At 36.4% G+C, this 18,882-nt stretch carries 17 protein-coding genes and 1 riboswitch; all 17 genes read right to left on the bottom strand.

The genetic code is table 11. From position 1 onward, the window contains the following. Window positions 1-344 precede the first annotated feature (344 nt). The 17 genes from recA to tepA all read right to left on the bottom strand — a co-directional run bounded on the left by recA (window position 345) and on the right by tepA (window position 18,812). The gene (gene recA, locus BAQ46_RS06500; protein ID WP_001283859.1) at window positions 345-1,376 is read right to left on the bottom strand and encodes a recombinase RecA; all 1,032 of its coding nucleotides are present in this window, start codon (window positions 1,374-1,376) and stop codon (window positions 345-347) included. Window positions 1,377-1,520: 144 nt separating this feature from the next. Beyond that, the gene (gene cinA, locus BAQ46_RS06505) at window positions 1,521-2,759 is read right to left on the bottom strand and encodes a competence/damage-inducible protein CinA (RefSeq protein WP_061131608.1); all 1,239 of its coding nucleotides are present in this window, start codon (window positions 2,757-2,759) and stop codon (window positions 1,521-1,523) included. Window positions 2,760-2,779: 20 nt separating this feature from the next. Next, a complete protein-coding gene (gene pgsA / locus BAQ46_RS06510) occupies window positions 2,780-3,358 on the bottom strand; it encodes a CDP-diacylglycerol--glycerol-3-phosphate 3-phosphatidyltransferase (protein WP_061131607.1) in 579 nt (192 codons plus the stop codon). A 63-nt stretch (window positions 3,359-3,421) separates the two neighbouring features. Next, complete coding sequence (locus BAQ46_RS06515) at window positions 3,422-4,348, bottom strand: helix-turn-helix domain-containing protein (protein WP_000137486.1); 927 nt, start codon at window positions 4,346-4,348, stop codon at window positions 3,422-3,424. A gap of 21 nt (window positions 4,349-4,369) precedes the next feature. Then, window positions 4,370-5,155: a DUF3388 domain-containing protein gene (locus BAQ46_RS06520; RefSeq protein ID WP_000574107.1), complete on the bottom strand. Its 786-nt coding sequence runs from the start codon at window positions 5,153-5,155 to the stop codon at window positions 4,370-4,372. 139 nt (window positions 5,156-5,294) lie between these two features. Continuing rightward, window positions 5,295-5,543: a DUF3243 domain-containing protein gene (locus BAQ46_RS06525; protein WP_000114454.1), complete on the bottom strand. Its 249-nt coding sequence runs from the start codon at window positions 5,541-5,543 to the stop codon at window positions 5,295-5,297. A 75-nt stretch (window positions 5,544-5,618) separates the two neighbouring features. Further along, window positions 5,619-6,332, bottom strand: a complete 714-nt coding sequence (gene ymfI / locus BAQ46_RS06530; protein WP_000759622.1) for an elongation factor P 5-aminopentanone reductase — start codon at window positions 6,330-6,332, stop codon at window positions 5,619-5,621. Between the two features lie 103 nt (window positions 6,333-6,435). Beyond that, complete coding sequence (gene yfmH, locus BAQ46_RS06535; protein ID WP_000411945.1) at window positions 6,436-7,722, bottom strand: EF-P 5-aminopentanol modification-associated protein YfmH; 1,287 nt, start codon at window positions 7,720-7,722, stop codon at window positions 6,436-6,438. After that, complete coding sequence (yfmF, locus tag BAQ46_RS06540) at window positions 7,723-8,997, bottom strand: EF-P 5-aminopentanol modification-associated protein YfmF (RefSeq protein ID WP_000772430.1); 1,275 nt, start codon at window positions 8,995-8,997, stop codon at window positions 7,723-7,725. A 199-nt stretch (window positions 8,998-9,196) separates the two neighbouring features. Beyond that, window positions 9,197-10,156: an ABC transporter permease gene (locus BAQ46_RS06545; protein ID WP_000008842.1), complete on the bottom strand. Its 960-nt coding sequence runs from the start codon at window positions 10,154-10,156 to the stop codon at window positions 9,197-9,199. Next, window positions 10,157-11,215 carry an ABC transporter permease gene (locus BAQ46_RS06550; protein ID WP_001074499.1) on the bottom strand — a complete coding sequence of 353 codons (1,059 nt, stop codon included), beginning with the start codon at window positions 11,213-11,215 and terminating at the stop codon, window positions 10,157-10,159. After that, window positions 11,208-12,740, bottom strand: coding sequence for an ABC transporter ATP-binding protein (locus BAQ46_RS06555; RefSeq protein ID WP_000456919.1), 1,533 nt, complete (start codon window positions 12,738-12,740; stop codon window positions 11,208-11,210). Before BAQ46_RS06555 ends, BAQ46_RS06550 begins: the two co-directional genes overlap by 8 nt. A 108-nt stretch (window positions 12,741-12,848) precedes the next feature. Next, complete coding sequence (locus tag BAQ46_RS06560) at window positions 12,849-13,916, bottom strand: BMP family lipoprotein (RefSeq protein WP_071741799.1); 1,068 nt, start codon at window positions 13,914-13,916, stop codon at window positions 12,849-12,851. A gap of 89 nt (window positions 13,917-14,005) precedes the next feature. Continuing rightward, complete coding sequence (locus tag BAQ46_RS06565) at window positions 14,006-14,731, bottom strand: GntR family transcriptional regulator (RefSeq protein WP_000114176.1); 726 nt, start codon at window positions 14,729-14,731, stop codon at window positions 14,006-14,008. A 233-nt stretch (window positions 14,732-14,964) separates the two neighbouring features. Further along, window positions 14,965-15,066, bottom strand: a riboswitch (purine riboswitch). Between the two features lie 203 nt (window positions 15,067-15,269). After that, complete coding sequence (locus BAQ46_RS06575) at window positions 15,270-17,651, bottom strand: DNA translocase FtsK (RefSeq protein WP_001118775.1); 2,382 nt, start codon at window positions 17,649-17,651, stop codon at window positions 15,270-15,272. A gap of 211 nt (window positions 17,652-17,862) precedes the next feature. Beyond that, complete coding sequence (locus tag BAQ46_RS06580; RefSeq protein ID WP_000605025.1) at window positions 17,863-18,066, bottom strand: YlzJ-like family protein; 204 nt, start codon at window positions 18,064-18,066, stop codon at window positions 17,863-17,865. Continuing rightward, window positions 18,063-18,812 carry a translocation-enhancing protein TepA gene (gene tepA / locus BAQ46_RS06585; protein WP_000139815.1) on the bottom strand — a complete coding sequence of 250 codons (750 nt, stop codon included), beginning with the start codon at window positions 18,810-18,812 and terminating at the stop codon, window positions 18,063-18,065. The genes BAQ46_RS06580 and tepA overlap by 4 nt, the downstream gene beginning before the upstream one ends. Window positions 18,813-18,882 lie beyond the last annotated feature (70 nt).

An 18,882-nucleotide genomic window follows, 5' to 3' on the forward strand; every position in this document is an offset into this window, starting at 1 on the left:
AGATTTAAGTCTTACTCCGAATATTACTTCTCTTCTTGAGAAGAGTGTTTCGTATATAAGAAAAAATATACATTCTCATTGTATCTATCGCAATTTTCATTGTCAAGCGTTGTCTACTTTTACTTTCTTTACCTTCAGCTCTAATTTATATAGGAATTTAAAAAGCAGAGAGTATATTATCCTGGAAAACCTTAGTAAATTCCAGTTTATTCATGTAAAACACGCATATATCCCTCTGTACACATACTGTTTTAGATGGATTAAATATTTTATCTCCAACGATATACAACGCTTTCATAATGATACAAAAATAAAAGACACGAAGCCGTGTCTTTTATCCCACTTTAATCAAGAAGACTTGGATCTTCCATATCTTCAGCACCTGAATCTTCGCTAATTCCGTGATGCTCACGAATAAAGAAGGCAATTTCTTCTCTTAAATCCGTATTTTCTTTTAAGAACTGCTTCGAATTTTCACGACCTTGCCCTAAGCGTTCTTCATTATAAGAGTACCAAGCACCGCTCTTTTGAACGATATCAAGTTCAGAAGCCATATCTAAGATTTCACCTTCTCTTGAAATACCTTCTCCGTACATAATATCAACTTCCGCAACACGGAATGGTGGTGCCACTTTATTTTTAACTACTTTTACTTTTGTTTTATTACCAACAATGTCGTTACCTTGTTTTAATTGCTCCGCACGACGTACTTCAAGACGAACAGTTGAATAGAATTTTAACGCACGACCACCTGGAGTTGTTTCTGGGTTTCCGAACATAACCCCAACTTTTTCACGAATTTGGTTAATAAAGATTGCGATTGTTTTTGATTTATTGATTGCACCTGAAAGTTTACGAAGTGCTTGAGACATTAGACGAGCTTGTAAACCTACGTGTGAGTCACCCATGTCTCCTTCAATCTCAGCTTTTGGTACAAGAGCTGCTACAGAGTCAATTACGATAATATCAACCGCACCACTTCGTACAAGTGCTTCTGCGATTTCTAAACCTTGCTCCCCTGTATCAGGTTGTGATAATAGTAATTCATCGATATTAACACCTAATTTTTGTGCATATACAGGATCCATTGCATGCTCCGCATCGATGAATGCTGCTTGTCCACCTTGACGCTGCACCTCTGCAATTGCATGTAATGAAACTGTTGTTTTACCTGAACTCTCAGGTCCATAAATCTCGATAATACGGCCACGTGGGTATCCGCCTACCCCTAATGCCACATCAAGTGCTAAAGAACCACTAGAAACTGTAGAAACTCTACGCTCCGCTTGTTCTCCTAATTTCATAATTGAACCTTTACCGAATTGCTTCTCTATTTGTTTTAACGCCATATCTAATGCCGCTTGACGATCACTCATTCAAAATTCCTCCTTAACTGAATTGCTAATCTTATTATACCTATTTTCAATTCAATTTGCCAACAAAAATCGAACATTTATTCGATTTTTTTATTTTTCATTAAATATAACCACATTTAACCATTAAAAAAAGCTAAAAGAGACTTATATCTCTTCTAGCTTTTTATACAAATGATAAAATCCATATTTTGCTGAGCGTTCCCTAATTTGTTGACGACTTCCGCTTAAATTTAGAGGAAAGACTACAGTTGGTTCATCTTTAATCGCCAATCCAACAAATACAGTTCCCGGCTCTTTATGTTCTGAAGCATCTGGTCCTGCTACCCCAGTGAAACTAATTCCGATATCCGCTTTTAATAATTCTCTAACATTTTCAGCAAGATAACGAGCACATTCTTTACTAACTGCACCGTCAGTAGACAAGACTTCCTCAGGTACATGTAATACATGTTGTTTCACATCATTATGGTAACAAATGACACCGCCTTTAAATACGGAAGACACACCAGCGTTTTCTGTTACTTGATTACCAAAGAGACCACCTGTTAAACTTTCCGCACACGCTAAAGTTAATCCTTTTTTCTTCAATAACTCTATCGCCTTATAATGTAGAAACTCTTGGTCATACCCGTAGAAAAATTCTCCAACTCTTTCTAAAATCAAATCTTCCACATGCTGAATGAGTTTCTCCGCTTCATGAGCATTTTGATGTTTAGCCGTTAAACGTAATGTCACTTCTCCATCATTGGCAAGCGGGGCGATTGTCGGATTCGTTTGTCCATCAATTAAATCTTGAACTTTCACCTCTAATTGAGATTCCCCAATTCCGAAAAAGCGAAGCACGCGAGAATAAATGTTTTCTCCTGTTGTAAAGTTACGTAAAAAAGGCTCCACATAACTTACATACATCGGCTTCATTTCTTTCGGTGGTCCTGGTAATAAAATATAAACTTTTCCGTTCTTATTTAATCCCATACCAGGTGCCATACCATGATCATTTGCAAATACAGTCGCTCCATCCAAAACGAGCGCCTGCTTTTTATTATTCTCCGTGAACTCTCGACCTGTTCGCTTAAAGTAATCGCTTATTGATGCTAATGCCTTTTCATCATATACAAGCTCTTCCGCTAAGCTAGACGCTATTGTTTCCTTCGTTAAATCATCTTTTGTCGGTCCTAATCCACCTGTGAAAATGAGCATATCCGCACGTTCTTCTGCAACTTCAATCGCCTGCTGCAGTCGCTTGTTATTATCACCAACTACAGTATGGTAGTACACGTTAATTCCAATTGAAGCTAACTTTTCAGACAAAAACTGGGCGTTCGTATTTGCAATTTGTCCAAGTAATAATTCTGTTCCAACCGCAATAATTTCAGCGTTCATCCCAATTCCCCCATAAACTTCTATTTTGAGTTTACAAAAGCAGCTCTATTTTTCCAGAAATAATCCCATCCTGAAATAACAGTAAAAATTAATGCAATCCATATAAAGATATCAGCAACTGGAATATGGATTAAATTTAAAGGTACATCGTGTAATAAATATGCCGCAATCGCGATGATTTGTGTCCACGTCTTAATTTTCCCTAGCTGATTTGCCGCAACTACTTCCCCTGTTCCAGCAAGTACAAGACGTAAACCAGTGACCGCAAACTCACGGCTTATAATGACAATAACGATCCAAGCAGGTACGTATTGCATCTCAACTAACGTGATAAGTGCCGCTGAAACAAGTAATTTATCAGCTAACGGGTCAAGGAACTTCCCTAAATTCGTTACAAGATTATACTTTCTTGCGTAATGTCCATCAATCCAATCTGTAGCCGAAGCAACAATAAAGATAAGCGCTCCTATTAAATGTTGAATTGGTAAATCAACATCACCAATTGTGTATGAACCCCAATCAAAGGGCGTTAACATAATTACCATAAAAATTGGAATTAAGCAGATTCTAGATATTGTAATTTTATTTGGTAAATTCACAGCTATTCCTCCATCATATCAAAAACATTTGTTCATTGAAAAAAGTCATCGAAGCGATGACTGTTATTGTGCAGGTTGCTCTATCCCTAGATTTTTAATCAAGAATTTTTGATGATAATTCTCTTCTGGATTCAACGGGAATGTAACCACTTGGCCATTTAATTTAAATTCAACATTCGGTGCACTTCCTATATTAAGGTTTACCACTTTCGCTGTTGATAAATCATATTTTTGAGTTTGACCTTCCTCTATTGTTCCACTAAAGATATCATTTCCTGCCTCATTTTTAATACCTACATAACTTGCACCTTTTGTTGTAATTTCTAATTCTAACGTTTTATTGTTATGAATTTCCAAAGTGGACTCCTTACCAGTTGTCCCAACTACTTTGATTTCTTGTTGTCCTGTTGGTTGCGCTGGTTGTTCTTCTTTCTTTGGCTCTTCTTTTTTCGATTCTTCTTTTTTTGGTTCCTCTTTTTTCGGCTCTTCCGCTTTCACTTCATCTTTCTTCGTATCTAACGGAGAGTTTTCCGCTTTTTTAACTTCAATTTTCTCACTTTGAGCATTCGGAACCTTCTCATCACCTTTTCCAGTTAACGCTTGGAAAATAAACCAAATTACCACTCCAACTGCGATTACTAGCAGCGCAACTAAGATTTTCGGCATATGATCTGCAATTGGCCATGATGAAGATTTCTGCATTGTTTCTTGTGTTTTTTGTCCGGTTGACACTTGTGGAACGTCGCGTTTTTCAGATTGTGGTATCGTACTCTGATATTCTACAAGCAGTTCCTCTCCATTTAATCCAACCGCATCTGCGTATTGTTTAATGAATGCACGCGCATAAAAAGCTCCTGGCAATACATCATAATTGCCTTCCTCAATTGCTACTAAATGGCGTTTTTGAATTTTTGTAATCTCATGCAGCTGATCAATAGACAAGCCTTTCGTTCCTCTTGCTTCTTTCAGCTTTTGTCCTAATTCTGTCACTACTAACACCTCAATATTTCTTTAAAAGTCAAACATAGAGAAATTATTTTGCGTACCTTGCTCAATTTCATCTACTAAATTATATTGAATTTCTTCATCATAATCGTTACGCAACTCGATAATATAATCAAAATCATCCAATGTGTATTCTGACTGACTCACAAATACGTCAGGATGTTCCACAACTTTCGTTGCAGGCAATCTCATAATTTCACGAACAAGCTGCCAATGCCTTTCGTTAGCACGCTTTGTTGACACGATTCCATCTAAGATGAAAATATTGTCGTCGCTATACTCATCTTCAATCAATTGACTACGAACAGTTTGCTTAATAAGAGTAGACGATACAAATAACCATCTTTTATTTGCACAAACACTTGCGGCAACAATGGATTCTGTTTTTCCAACACGAGGCATTCCTCGTATACCAATTAGCTTATGGCCTTCTTTTTTCATTATTTCAGCCATAAAGTCTACAAGTAACCCTAATTCATCACGCACAAACCGAAATGTCTTCTTATCATCTGCATCTCGTTGTATGTACCTACCATGTCTAACCGCTAGCTTATCTCTTAGCTTTGGCGGACGATATTTCGTTACCGTTATGTTATCCATCGTATTTAAAATTGATTCTAGTCTAGAGATTTGCTCTTGATTATCACACATAAGGAGTAATCCACGCCTTGCATTATCTACACCATTAATTGTGACAATATTAATGCCGAGCATACCGATTAACGAAGAAACGTCACCAAGCAAGCCAGGTCGGTTTTTATGTATTTCATATTCAAAATACCATTCAATCATCCAAGATCACTCCCCTTGCTTACTTTACACCTACGTACTATATTATATGATTTCACCTTAATAGGGAAGCTAAATGTATAATCTATCCCTTTCAATTATTATACAAAAAAAATAGAGAGGAGAATCCCCTCTCTATTTTTTACTTATGTTGTACAAACTTTACCATTAAGTTTGCGATTGTATGTTGCTCTTGTTCGTCAGCAACTTTCCAAAGTTCAGCTAATAATTTCTCTTGATCGTTGCGTGCTTCTACTTCATTTGCTAAATAATCACCAACACGAAATGCCATATCTGATACAGCACCACCATCAAGACCTTTTCCTTGCGCTTGTTCTAAACGTTCTCCTAAAAAGCTCTTCCATTGATCAAAGTTATCTAAAACTGACATGTGTAAGCACCTCACTACTTAGTAATAGAATCATGCTTAATTTGTACAGTTTTTCATTTTTTATGTAAGAAATTTTTAGCAATGCCACCCGCCATTTACTCCAATAATTTGTCCAGTTATATAAGATGCACCTGGTGATACGAGAAATGACACAGTTTTTGCTACTTCTTCCGGTAATCCTAATCGTCCTAACGGAATCTCTTCCGCAATTTCATTCTTATCCTCTTCTGAAAATACGTTTAACATTTCCGTTTCAATTGCACCTGGCGCCACCGCGTTCACTCTTATTCCACTTAATGAAACCTCTTTTGCTAAAGCTTTCACATATGAATTTTGCGCACCTTTTACCATCGAGTAAAGAACTTCACATGACGCGCCAATTTGTCCCCATATAGACGAAACAAGTACAATATTACCGCTTCTGCGTTGAATCATAGATGGCAATGCCATCGATAATAATTTATAGATACTCTTCACTTGAAGTTCTACCATATCATTCAATTCATCGTTCGTTACATCTGTTACGAGTCCAAAAATACTCTTCCCAGCTGCATATACGATAACATCAAGAGGATGTTCAATTTGTTTCCACAATTGCTCTGCTCCATCAGTAGAAGCTAAATTTGCTTGAACAGGAATTACTTCACCCCATTCTTTCTGCAACTCATTCACTTTCTCTTCACTGTTATTATAATGAACATATACTGTATATCCATCTTGAATTAATTGTTTCGAAATAGCAGAGCCAATCCCTCCGCTCCCTCCAGTTACTAATGCATACTTTTTCATACAATTCCTCTCTTATCTCAACAAAATCTTTTTTCTACAAATAAATAATACCCTCATCTTACAATTTATCAATGATAAGATGAAGGTATTATTATAAAATCTTTTATTTTTTCGGTAAAACCTGGCAAACACTCATTTTTTCTTCTGATAATAGTAATTTGGCTACTTCTTGTAAATCTTGAACAGTTAAACTTTCTAATACAGTCAATGCATCAAACAGACTCGACTCATTAAACGCATATCGTGTAAATTGATTTGCAATATATTCCGGTGAATTCAAGGAACGTAAAAAGCCGCCTATTTTCTTTTTCTTTACTCGTTCTAATGCCGCCTCATCTAATTGATCATAATTTGTATTTAATAAAATACCTTTCAAACGCTCTTCCAGCTCATCAGGTTGCTTCGTATCGCCGCCAACCATTGCAAAACCGAAGTTATTCTCTTCCGTATAATCATATGAGAACGAATCATCAATGAGTCCTTCGTTATATAAAGATTCGTAATGAACGGAGCTTTTTCCAAATAAATAATCTAGAAGTAACGTAAGCGCAATTTCTTGTTTTAAAAGGGCTTCCCCTTTTTCTTTTAAGTTTGTCGCTTTAATACCAACTAAACATTTCGGAGTTTGTACAGGCATTGAAATAATTTTCTTCTTTTCATTTACCGCATCTGGTTCTTCTTCAAATGAACGTACTATTTCTGGTTGGTTTTTGTAATCTTTTTTTGCTTGATTTTCACGTATCAAATCCATCGTTTTCTCTGGATCAATTGCACCTACAACAAACATCAACATATTACTTGGATGATAAAATGTTTCATAACATTCATATAGTAGGTCTTTCGTAATTTTACTAATAGACTCGATTGTACCTGCAATATCAATTTTAATCGGGTGCTTTACAAACAAGCTATCAATTAATCCAAAGTATAAGCGCCAATCTGGATTATCTTGATACATTTGAATTTCTTGCCCAATAATACCCTTCTCTTTTTCAACTGTTTTTTCAGAGAAGTAAGGCTCTTGTACGAAATTTAACAATGTATTTAAATTTTGTTCTACATTTGATGTACACGAAAAAAGGTAAGCTGTTCTTGTGAAAGATGTGAAAGCATTTGCCGATGCCCCTTGTTTACTAAACAATTGGAACGCATCATGATCTTCTTTTTCAAATAGTTTATGCTCAAGAAAATGAGCAATCCCATCCGGCACACGAATCATTTCTTCTTTACCTAGTGGTACGAATGTATTATCCACAGAACCATATTTTGTCGTAAACGTTGCAAATGTTTTATTAAATCCTTGCTTCGGTAAAATATATACATCTAATCCATTAGGAAGTTTTTCATAATAGAGTGTCTCTTTTAATTGCTCATAAACAATTTTCTCCATTTATTCTCCCTCCGTTCCGTGTAAAAAGTAAATTGTATCTAATTCAATATTTTTAGCAACTTTCACAATCTCTTCTTTCGTCACACTTTCAATACCTGTAAGCCATTCTTCAACCGGACGCGTACGATCTGAAATAATACCATGATACAGCATTTCCACAAATCCACGCGGTGTATCAATTGCTTCTAATATTTGATTTCGAATAACACTTTTCGTTTGATGCATCTCTTCTTCAGAAAAATCACCATTTTGCATTGCAAGCATTTGCTCTTTAATAATCTCAACCGCTTTTTCATAATTTTTCGCTTCGATTCCTGACATGACAAATAATAAACCTTTATGACTTTCAAAGCGAGATGCTGCATAGTACGCTAAACTATTTTTTTCACGAACATTAACGAATAACTTCGAATGAGAAAATCCTCCAAACAATCCATTAAACAATTGCAGCGCAAAATAATCTTCGTCTTTATACGTAATAAATGTACGATATCCGATGTGTAATTTACTTTGTTTTAATTCTTGTTTTTCCACAACTTCTTTTTCTTCATTATTTCTCTTATGAAGAAGTACATTTCTTTCCCTCACAGGACGTGCTGAAATAGAAAAATACTTACTTACAAGATCAACTGCGTTTTCTGAAATATCACCAATAATGTATAGGTCCATTTCATCTTCCGCTAACACTTTTTGATAATATTGATACAAACTTTCATTTGTAATAGAAGAAACACTCTCTTTTTTCCCATTTGCGCTTAAACGATACGGTTCTACTTTGCACATTTCTTCAATTAAACGCTCGTTTGCATAACGCATTTTATCATCATACGTCGCTTCAATTCGTTGTAAGAGCGCTCTCTTTTCACTTTCTACAATAGAAGGCAGAAAACCATTCCCCTCTTTCGCTGGATGTAAAACGATATCCGATAACATAGAAAGCGCTTTTTCAAATAACGGTGGTGCATCATGTAAATATACTTCATTTGCAATGTCTACATAAATAGAGATGATATGATCTTCTCCTTTTTTACTTACATCTACTGCCAAAGAAGATCCGTATAATTCTTCTAAATATTGACGAAGACGAATTACAGAAGGAAGCTTTTCTGTCGCACTTTGCAATACGTATGGCAATAGGGCACGTTCTGTCACCGTCTCCTCATTTAAAGGTGCTTTCAAACGAAATACAAATGTATTTGTTTTATATTTATCAGTTGGAATAATATGTACTCGTAAACCACCTAACTCATGTAACTGTTGTTCCATCAGTTTCATTTATAGCCCTCCTTTACGTATATAGGAATATTCCTCTTCAATATACAGTTTTTAGAAATGAAAAATCAACTTTTCTTCCTCACTATACTTACATTAGGCCCTTTCTAAAAACTGTAATATGTAAGGAACATAGTAAAATTCCGTATTAAATATAGTCTATGTAAAAAAGCCCGCACTAATGTGCGAGCTTTTTTTATACTTATCGTTTTCCTTTTTCATAAGGAGTTCCTAATGCTTTTGGAGCTTCAGAACGACCTACAAAACCAACAAGCGCTAATATTGTGAATACATACGGCAATATCGTTAAGAATACACTTGGAATTTCTTTTAGTACTGGAATTGTACCGCCTGTTATTCCTAATGATTGAGCAAATCCGAAGAACAGAGCCGCTCCAAGAGCACCGAGTGGATTCCATTTACCGAAAATCATTGCTGCTAACGCCAAGAAACCTTGTCCAGTAATTGTAGCACCTGAGAAGTTACCAGAAATCGACATAGCGAAGACCGCTCCACCAACTCCTGCAAACATTCCAGATATAGCAACTGCAATATAACGCATTTTATATACGTTAATCCCCATCGTATCCGCTGCCATTGGATGCTCACCAACCGCACGAAGACGAAGACCGAACGGCGTTTTATAAATGATATACCAAACGACAAACGCTAAAATAATAGCAATATATGATGTTAACGGTACATTAGAGAAAAAGATTTTTCCGATTACCGGAATATCCGAAAGACCCGGAACATCGATTTTTTCAATGCGGTATTGAATGAAATCAGTTTGTCCTTTGCCAAAGATTTTCTTAATCGCAAATACTGTTAAACCAAGTGCTAAGAAGTTAATTGCTACTCCGCTCACTACTTGATCTGCACGGAATGTAATGGATGCTACTGCGTGAAGAAGTGCAAACAATCCACTACCAATTGCTGCAAATAATAATGCAATCCAAGGAGTCATCGATCCCCACGTATCACCCATTAATAACGTTGTAACAATACCAATAAATGCACCAAATAACATTAAACCTTCTAACGCTATATTTACAACTCCAGAACGTTCACTGAACACTCCACCTAACGCCGTAAAAATAAGTGGCGCTGCCGTATATAACGTACCCGTCACAAGAATGGCTAAAATATCTAAAAAGCTCATTTATTTCCCCTCCTTGCTCATGCGTGTAAGTGCCCAGCGTAAAACATAACTGCACGCTACAAAGAAAATAATACATGCAATAATAACGTTAATTAACTCCGAAGGTACATCTGCTTCGAAATTCATTTGTGGTGCTGCACTTTTCAAACCACCAAACAGTAAAGCTGCTAATAGTATACCAAATGGATTATTTCCGCCTAAAAGTGCTACCGCAATCCCATCAAATCCAATACCAGTAAACGAAGACATTGCTGTCATACTTTGGAATGTCCCTAATCCTTCCATAGCTCCACCAATTCCTGCAAAAGCACCAGCAATTGTCATTGATAATACAACATTACGCGATACTTTCATTCCTGCGTATTGAGAGGCATTTTGGTTAAAACCAACCGATTTTAATTCATACCCTAACGTTGTTCTATCTAATAAGAACCACATTACAATCGCAATGATAATAGCCACAACAATTCCCCAGTGTAAACGAGATCCATCTGTCAATGAAGATAACCAATCAGAAGCTAACGAAGCACTTGCTTGTACGTCATAAGATTTTTCATTACCTTCGTGGATAAAACGTTTAATAAGATCATACGTAACATAAAGTGCAATGTAGTTCATCATAATTGTAACAATTACTTCATTTACTTTAAGTTTCCCTTTTAAATATCCAGGTATAAAGCCCCATAAACCGCCGACAATTGCCGCCACTAAAATAGATAACGGAATATGCAAAATTGCTGGTAACGACACTGCATATCCAAACCAAACAGCAGCGAGCCACCCAACTAATAACTGTCCTTCCACCCCAATATTGAAAAGACCTGTACGAAATGCAAATGCTACTGAAAGACCAGCTAATACAAGCGGAATCATCGTACGCAACGTCTCACCGATAGCTTGTGGATTGCCAACCATCCCTTCCCAAAGCGCGGCATATCCAACAATTGGATCATATCCACTAACTAACATTACAATGGCACCAACAAGTAAACCGAAAACTACGGATAACACAGGTACTAAAATATTAATTGTTCGTTCTGTTAAAAATTTTTTAGCCATTTGTGTTCACCTTCTCTTTCCCTGTCCCGCCGGCCATTAATAATCCAAGCTGTTGTTCATTTGTTTCTTTCGCATCCACAATTGCTACAATTTTCCCTTCATATATAACAGCCACTCGATCGCTTACATTTAAAATTTCATCCAGTTCTAAAGATAAAAGCAATACTGCCTTACCATTATCTCTCTGCTCAATTAATTTTTTATGAATAAATTCAATCGCACCTACATCTAAACCACGTGTCGGCTGTGCTGCAATTAGTAAATCTGGATTACGATCTACCTCACGTGCAATAATTGCCTTTTGTTGGTTTCCACCAGATAGAGCGCGAGCTAACGTTTGTTCACTAGGTGTACGTACATCAAACTGTTCAATAAGTGCTTTCGCTTTTTCTGTAATTTTACTAAAATTTAAAATCCCTTTCTTTGAAAATGGATTTTTATAGTATGTTTGTAAAACAATATTGTCCCGAACAGAAAAATCGAGAACAAGCCCGTGTTTATGACGGTCTTCAGGAATATGACCAATCCCCTCTTCTGTTATTCTTCGAACAGGCCAATTCGTTATTTCTTTTCCTTTAATTGCAATAGAACCTGACTCAACTTTTCGTAAACCAGTAATCGCCTCTATTAATTCACTTTGACCATTTCCATCAATCCCTGCAATCCCAACGATTTCTCCTGCACGAACAGTTAAGTCAAGGCCTTTTACAGCAGGTAACTTGCGCGTATCATGAACAATTAGGTTTGCAATAGATAGTACTTCTTCCATTGGTTTAGCTTCTATTTTTTCTGTTTTAAAATTCACTTGACGTCCGACCATTAACTCTGCAAGTTTATGCTCATCCGTTTCCGCTACATCAACAGTACCAATCCCCTTACCTTTACGAATAATTGTACAACGATCGCAAACTTCCATAATTTCTTTCAACTTATGTGTAATAAGGATAATAGATTTCCCCTCTTGCACAAGCTTTTTCATAATTTGAATCAACTCATGAATTTCTTGAGGAGTTAACACCGCGGTTGGCTCATCAAATATTAAAATCTCAGCACCACGATAAAGAGTCTTTAATATTTCAACCCTTTGCTGCATCCCAACAGAAATATCTTCAATTTTCGCATGTGGATCAACAGCCAAACCATACTGTTCAGATAATTGCTTAATTTCTTTTGCCGCTTCTTCAACAGCAATTTTCCCGTTTTTCTTCGGCTCATTTCCAAGAATAATATTCTCTGTAACTGTAAAATTATGAACAAGCATAAAATGCTGATGGACCATCCCAATACCAAGGTCATTTGCTATATTCGGATTTGTAATTTTTACAGGTTTTCCTTTAATTTTAATTTCACCTTGTTCTGGTTGGTACAAACCAAATAGTACATTCATCAATGTGGATTTCCCTGCACCATTTTCTCCAAGTAAAGCATGTATTTCTCCCTGTTTTACTTGCAGCGTAATATCGTCATTCGCTACAATGCCTGGGAATACTTTTGTAATATTGTTCATCTCAATTACGTATTCCATTTTGTTCCTCCTTTTAGCAGGGAACACTCCCTAATTACACTCTATTAAAAGTATTTTTATATATGCAAAGGTTAGTTCTACGAACTAACCTTTGCTATTTCTCTATTATTATTTCTTTAGAGAAGCTTCATATGTTTTATATTCTTCATCAGTTGCAGGGACTTTAATTTCACCGTCAGTGATTTTCTTCTCAAGCTCTTCTACTTTTGTTAAGATTTCTGGATCTACTTTTTTCACATTGTCAGTAGTTTTCGCAATACCAACACCGTCATCTTTTAATCCGAATTCTTCTACTTTACCGCCTTTTAATTTACCGTCTTTCGCTTCTTGTGCTACTTTTGCTACTGCAATATCAACACGTTTTACCATTGATGTTAAAGTTACGTTTTCAGGCATACCTTCTTGATTTTGGTCACGGTCAACACCGATTACCCAAACGTTTTCACCTTTTTTCTTACGGTTTTTCGCTTCTGTGAATACACCGTTACCAGTTGCACCTGAAGCATGATAAATTACGTCAACTCCACCACCGTACATTGCTGAAGCTAATACAGAGCCTTTTTCTGGTTTATCAAATGCATCAGCATATTGTGATACGATTTCGATATTTGGATTTACTGCTTTTGCACCAGCTTTAAAGCCTGATTCAAATTTTGTAATTAATGGGCTTTTTACACCACCAACAAACCCAACTTTATTTGATTTTGTCGTCATCGCTGCTACAGCACCAACTAGGAATGAACCTTCATGGTCTTTAAATGTAATACTTGTTACGTTTGGCTTCTCTACAACTGTATCTACAATCGCAAATTGCTCTTTTGGATATTGTTCAGCTACCTTTGCAATTGATTTTTCCATTAAGTAACCAATACCAAATGTTGTGTTATAATGATCTTTCGCAAACTTCGTTAAGTTCGGGATATAATCAGCATCTTTACTTGATTGAAGATAACGATATCCTTCATTTTTCTTTAAATTATTGTCTTTACCGAATTTCGTTAAACCTTCCCAAGCTGATTGGTTAAATGATTTGTCATCAACGCCCCCAACATCCGTAACCATACCAACTTTAAACTCTTTTTTGTCGCTACTCGCTTTATCCGAGTTACCACATGCACCTAACACCGCACTTGCTGCTAATGTTAATGATAATAAAAGACCTGTTTTTTTCTTCATACTAGAAACCCCTCCTGAAATGATTTGTCTATTTTTTATACGCTGCTGTCCCTAACTTCTTGCTGTCACCTCCCTAAAAAGGAACTTACCTACATACGTTTTCTTAGTACGTGGAAGCTAAACTTATCAGCTCTAAAGTAATTGATAGAATATAAGATTGGCTCATCATTTTGATCATAGTGCATTTGTTTTAATACTAGCAGTGCCGTTTCCGGTTCACATTCCAAAATCGGTGAGATTTTCGGATGATAGCCAATTGGCTCAATATGAGCAACTGCGTATGTGATACGTTTGTGCGTATTGTTATGTATCACTGTAAGCAATGATTCTTCGTTGTATCCCGATAAATCTGGCAAGATTTCTTTTGCAAGTTTATCGATACAATATACAACAGGTTCCCCATCTGCTGTACGCACACGCTCAATCATCACTGCATTAAAACCATCTTCACTATTAAACTTCTCTTTTTCTTCTTCTGTTAAACTTGTTGTAGATGATGATAAAAAGATAGTTCCTGGTGTTTTCCCCACACTAGAAATCATATCTGTAATACTAGAAAGTTGTTCAATCCCAGAAGAAAATAGCGGTTTTGCATTTACAAATGTTCCTACACCATGTCTACGAATGACAACATTTTCTTCTTCTAAAATACGCAGCGCTTCCCTTAAAGTCGCTCTACTTACGCCAAGTTCTTTCGCTAAATCAAACTCTGATGGCAACTTTTGTCTTTCTTTGTAAGCCCCATCTTTAATCTTTTCTTTGATGTGATCAATCACCCGTAAATATAGGTGACGACTATCGGATTTTACTGACATAAGACTCCCCCGCATTTCAATTATTCGACCTCTGATGTAAGACTTCTTTTCTCTTTTTTCAACTTACAACATAATAAAAATTGCTAAATACTAAAAATAAGCATAATTGTCGAATAAATATTAATAATTTTTTTAAAAAAAATTTTCACTCTTTACTGCATAAAAAAAACTTTGCACCATAAACATTCCTCATAGCGAGAAAAAGTTCGGCACAAAGATCTCTTACATCCTTTGTTACACACTTTTCCCCTCATAGTCTAGCAATTCATGGTTGCCAGGTAGAAACTTATGGACCTTATCTCCAAGATTATATGAGGCAGTGATTCTTTTCGAAGTAATCTTACCACTTGCTCCCATACGTGTCAACAAAATTTAACATTTTTCTACATGAAATATCGAACATTCACAAAAAACCACACCAAAGTATTCGTATTCTAAAGAACCACCTTAAATGTAAGCCCTTTCTTTATCGCTGAATATAGTATATAACAAAACCAGCATATAAAAAAGCCTAATTGTAAAAACAATTAGGCTTTTTTTATGAACTTTTTTCTTGTACATCATTAATGAGCACTTCTCGTGGTTTACTACCTTCATAAGGACCTACTACACCATTCATTTCCATTGCATCAATTAAACGGGCAGCACGCGTATAACCAACTCTAAACCTACGTTGCAACATAGAAACAGAGGCTGTTTGCATTTCCACTACGAGCTGAACTGCTTCATCATATAATTCATCTTCTACTTCCTGCTTCGTATCAGGAACATCTTGCGGGATCATATCTTCTTGATATTGCGCTTTTTGCTGACCAATAACATATTCTACAACTCTCTCAACTTCATCATCTGATAAAAACGCACCTTGTACACGTACAGGCTTCGATGCACCAATTGGTATAAATAGCATATCTCCACGACCTAGCAGTTTCTCTGCACCACCGCCGTCAAGAATTGTACGAGAATCTGTTTGAGAAGAGACAGCGAATGCAATACGTGATGGAATATTCGCTTTAATAACTCCCGTAATGACATCAACTGACGGACGTTGCGTTGCAATAATTAAATGAATACCGGCAGCACGAGCCATTTGCGCTAGACGCATAATCGCATCCTCTACATCCGACGAAGCAACCATCATTAAATCTGCTAACTCGTCCACAATTACGACAATATAAGGTAATTCCGGTTGTTTCGCTTCTGATTGATTATTATGCTCTTTTATATAATCATTATATCCTTCAATATTTCGCGTGCCACTATGAGCAAATAACTCATAACGGCGCTCCATTTCACTTACAACTTTTTTCAATGCTTGCGATGCCTTTTTCGGATCCGTTACAACTGGTGTTAACAAATGAGGCACACCGTTATATACATTTAACTCTACCATTTTCGGATCAATCATCATTAATTTTACTTCATGTGGTTTTGCACGCATTAAAATACTAACAATAATACCGTTAATACATACACTTTTCCCGCTACCTGTCGCACCTGCCACTAGCAAATGGGGCATTTTATTTAAGCGGGCTAATACAGCTTCACCTGTAATATCTCGTCCAAGCCCTATTAACAACTTCTCTTCCGGATGATTGTTAGCTTTAGAATCAAGAACTTCTCTAAGCGTTACCATGGAGACTTCTGAGTTCGGAACTTCAATTCCTACAGCTGATTTCCCGGGAATAGGCGCTTCAATACGAATGTCTTTCGCCGCTAACGCAAGTGCTAAATCATCACTTAAACCGACGATTTTGCTTACCTTTACTCCCATATCAGGATACACTTCATATTTTGTAACTGCAGGACCTCTATGTACTTTTGTTACTTTCGCTTTCACTCCAAAACTTTGGAAAGTACGTTCTAATTTACGAGCATTCTCATAAATTTCCGCATTTTCATTTGTAACTTGCTTATTCTTTGGAAATTTCAATATATCAAGCGCAGGAAGCTTGTAATCTTTATTTTCTACATTTGAAAATTGCATAGGAGGTGCTTGTGTTTCCCCCTCTAGCGATTCAACGATTTTTTCTCCACGCTTTTTCTTCGGCTCTTCAACTGGTGGAGCCTCTTCAATAAACGGTGAAGTGATTAACTCTTCTTCCTCTACTTCAATTCGTTTATCCTCTTCTTCATTTACAGGATAATTCTCAGTGAAATTCGAAATAATCGGAGGATCAATTGAGATTTCTTCCATCGGCTCAATAATTTCTTCATGTTCTGCAGCACGTTTGCTCCTTGTGCTTCTTGTTGTTTTTTTCTTTTCTGTTTGTTCAGCCGTTCTTTTGGCTCTCCAATCTTTATAGTCCCCTTGCATCACTTGAAATTGACTTCTAAGAATTCTACCAACTGGAGCTAACACTTCTCCAATATGCTTATTTGTTATACAAAGTATACCGAGAATAACTAAAATAATACCAATAATATAAGCTCCAACTTCGTCAAATAAGAAGTAACAAGTGGCGAACATAAGTGCACCAAACATGCCACCACCTAAATGAACGCTATCTGGCCCTTTTTTCATTTCAAGAAAGAAATTATCTTTCGTACTTACAATAACAGAAGTATTTTGCACTGCTCCATCTTTCGTAAGAAGGTTAAATAATGTAATATGACTAAACATTAATATCGCCAATACTATTAAATAAAAACCGATTAACCGTTTATTTAAAAGGTTCGGCCATCCACGTTTTATAACGAATGAAACGGATAAAGCTATTACACCTAACACACCAATTATGTACCACTCACCAAAGAAGAAGCGAAAAAATAACACAAACGATTTTCCTACAACGCCTAGCTGTAAAATCGTAATGATTGAAAGTGCAAAAAGAGTTAAACCGACGATTTCATAATACAAAGTTGGCTTTATCGTACGTCTTGCCTTTGCCTTCGTCCCTCTTTGCTTTTGTTTTGCCATTTCTTCACCTCGTGATCTACATATAAGTAAAAATTCCTAAAAAACTCTGCTTATATGTTTGTTTTCTCTATTTTTTCAGGTCTTTATATCTTCTATTTTTACACTTCTTGTAAAATGTTAAATAAACAGAAGAAAGCAGCCCTCTCATGGCTGCTCAACCGTCTTGTTTTTTATATTATACCATAGCTTCTAAACAAAATCCTTCTTTTTGCTAAAAGGTTATTTTCTGTCCCGGCTCAAACTCTAAGTAGTGAAGCGGATCGGTACTTAACACACGTACAATAGAATAACTCCCATGTTCTTCTTCTGAAACCATTAATTCAACACCATTTATATTTACGACTTTTTGACTTTCACATTGCGAATAATCGGCTGGATACACGAGTTGCTCTGGCATAATTGTATATAAAATCATTGTAACATTGTCCCTTCTGCATGATCATCCGCGCGATTATCTATTAATTCGTTTAATTTTCGGATTGCATTTCCGATACCACCGACATCATCTATAAGACCATACTTCACTGCATCTCCACCAATTACATTCGTACCAATATCTCGCGTCAAATTTCCTTTCGCAAACATAAGCTCTTTAAAACGATCTTCCGTTACTTTCGAATGCTTCGTCACAAATCGAATGACTCTTTCTTGCATTTTATCTAAATACTCAAATGTTTGCGGCACCCCTATAACAAGACCTGTTAGACGAATCGGATGAATTGTCATCGTCGCAGTTTCCGCAATAAATGAATAGTCAGTAGAAACGGCAATCGGCACACCGATAGAATGCCCTCCACCTAAAACTAAAGATACTGTCGGTTTTGAAAGTGAAGCGACCATCTCAGAAATTGCTAGCCCAGCTTCAACGTCACCTCCAACTGTATTTAACACTAAAAGCAAGCCTTCAATTTTCGGATTTTGTTCAATCGCAACAATTTGCGGAATAATATGCTCATATTTTGTTGTTTTATTTTGCGGTGGCAACTGAACATGACCTTCCACCTGTCCAACAATTGTTAAACAATGAATACGTGATTCATTCATTTGCGGTACATTCGTTTGTCCAAGCTGCTGAATTTTTTCCACTATTGAAGCTTCTTTTCCGGTTTCTTTCGGCTCAGCCTCTTTCTCTTCATTTGTATAACGATCACGTTCTGTCATATCGCATCCCCTTTCACTCGTATATAATTAGTATTTCTTAAGTTATAAATTTCATTCGATAGAGTGAAAA

This window comes from Bacillus paranthracis (assembly GCF_001883995.1).
Taxonomy (GTDB): Bacteria; Bacillota; Bacilli; order Bacillales; family Bacillaceae_G; genus Bacillus_A; species Bacillus_A paranthracis.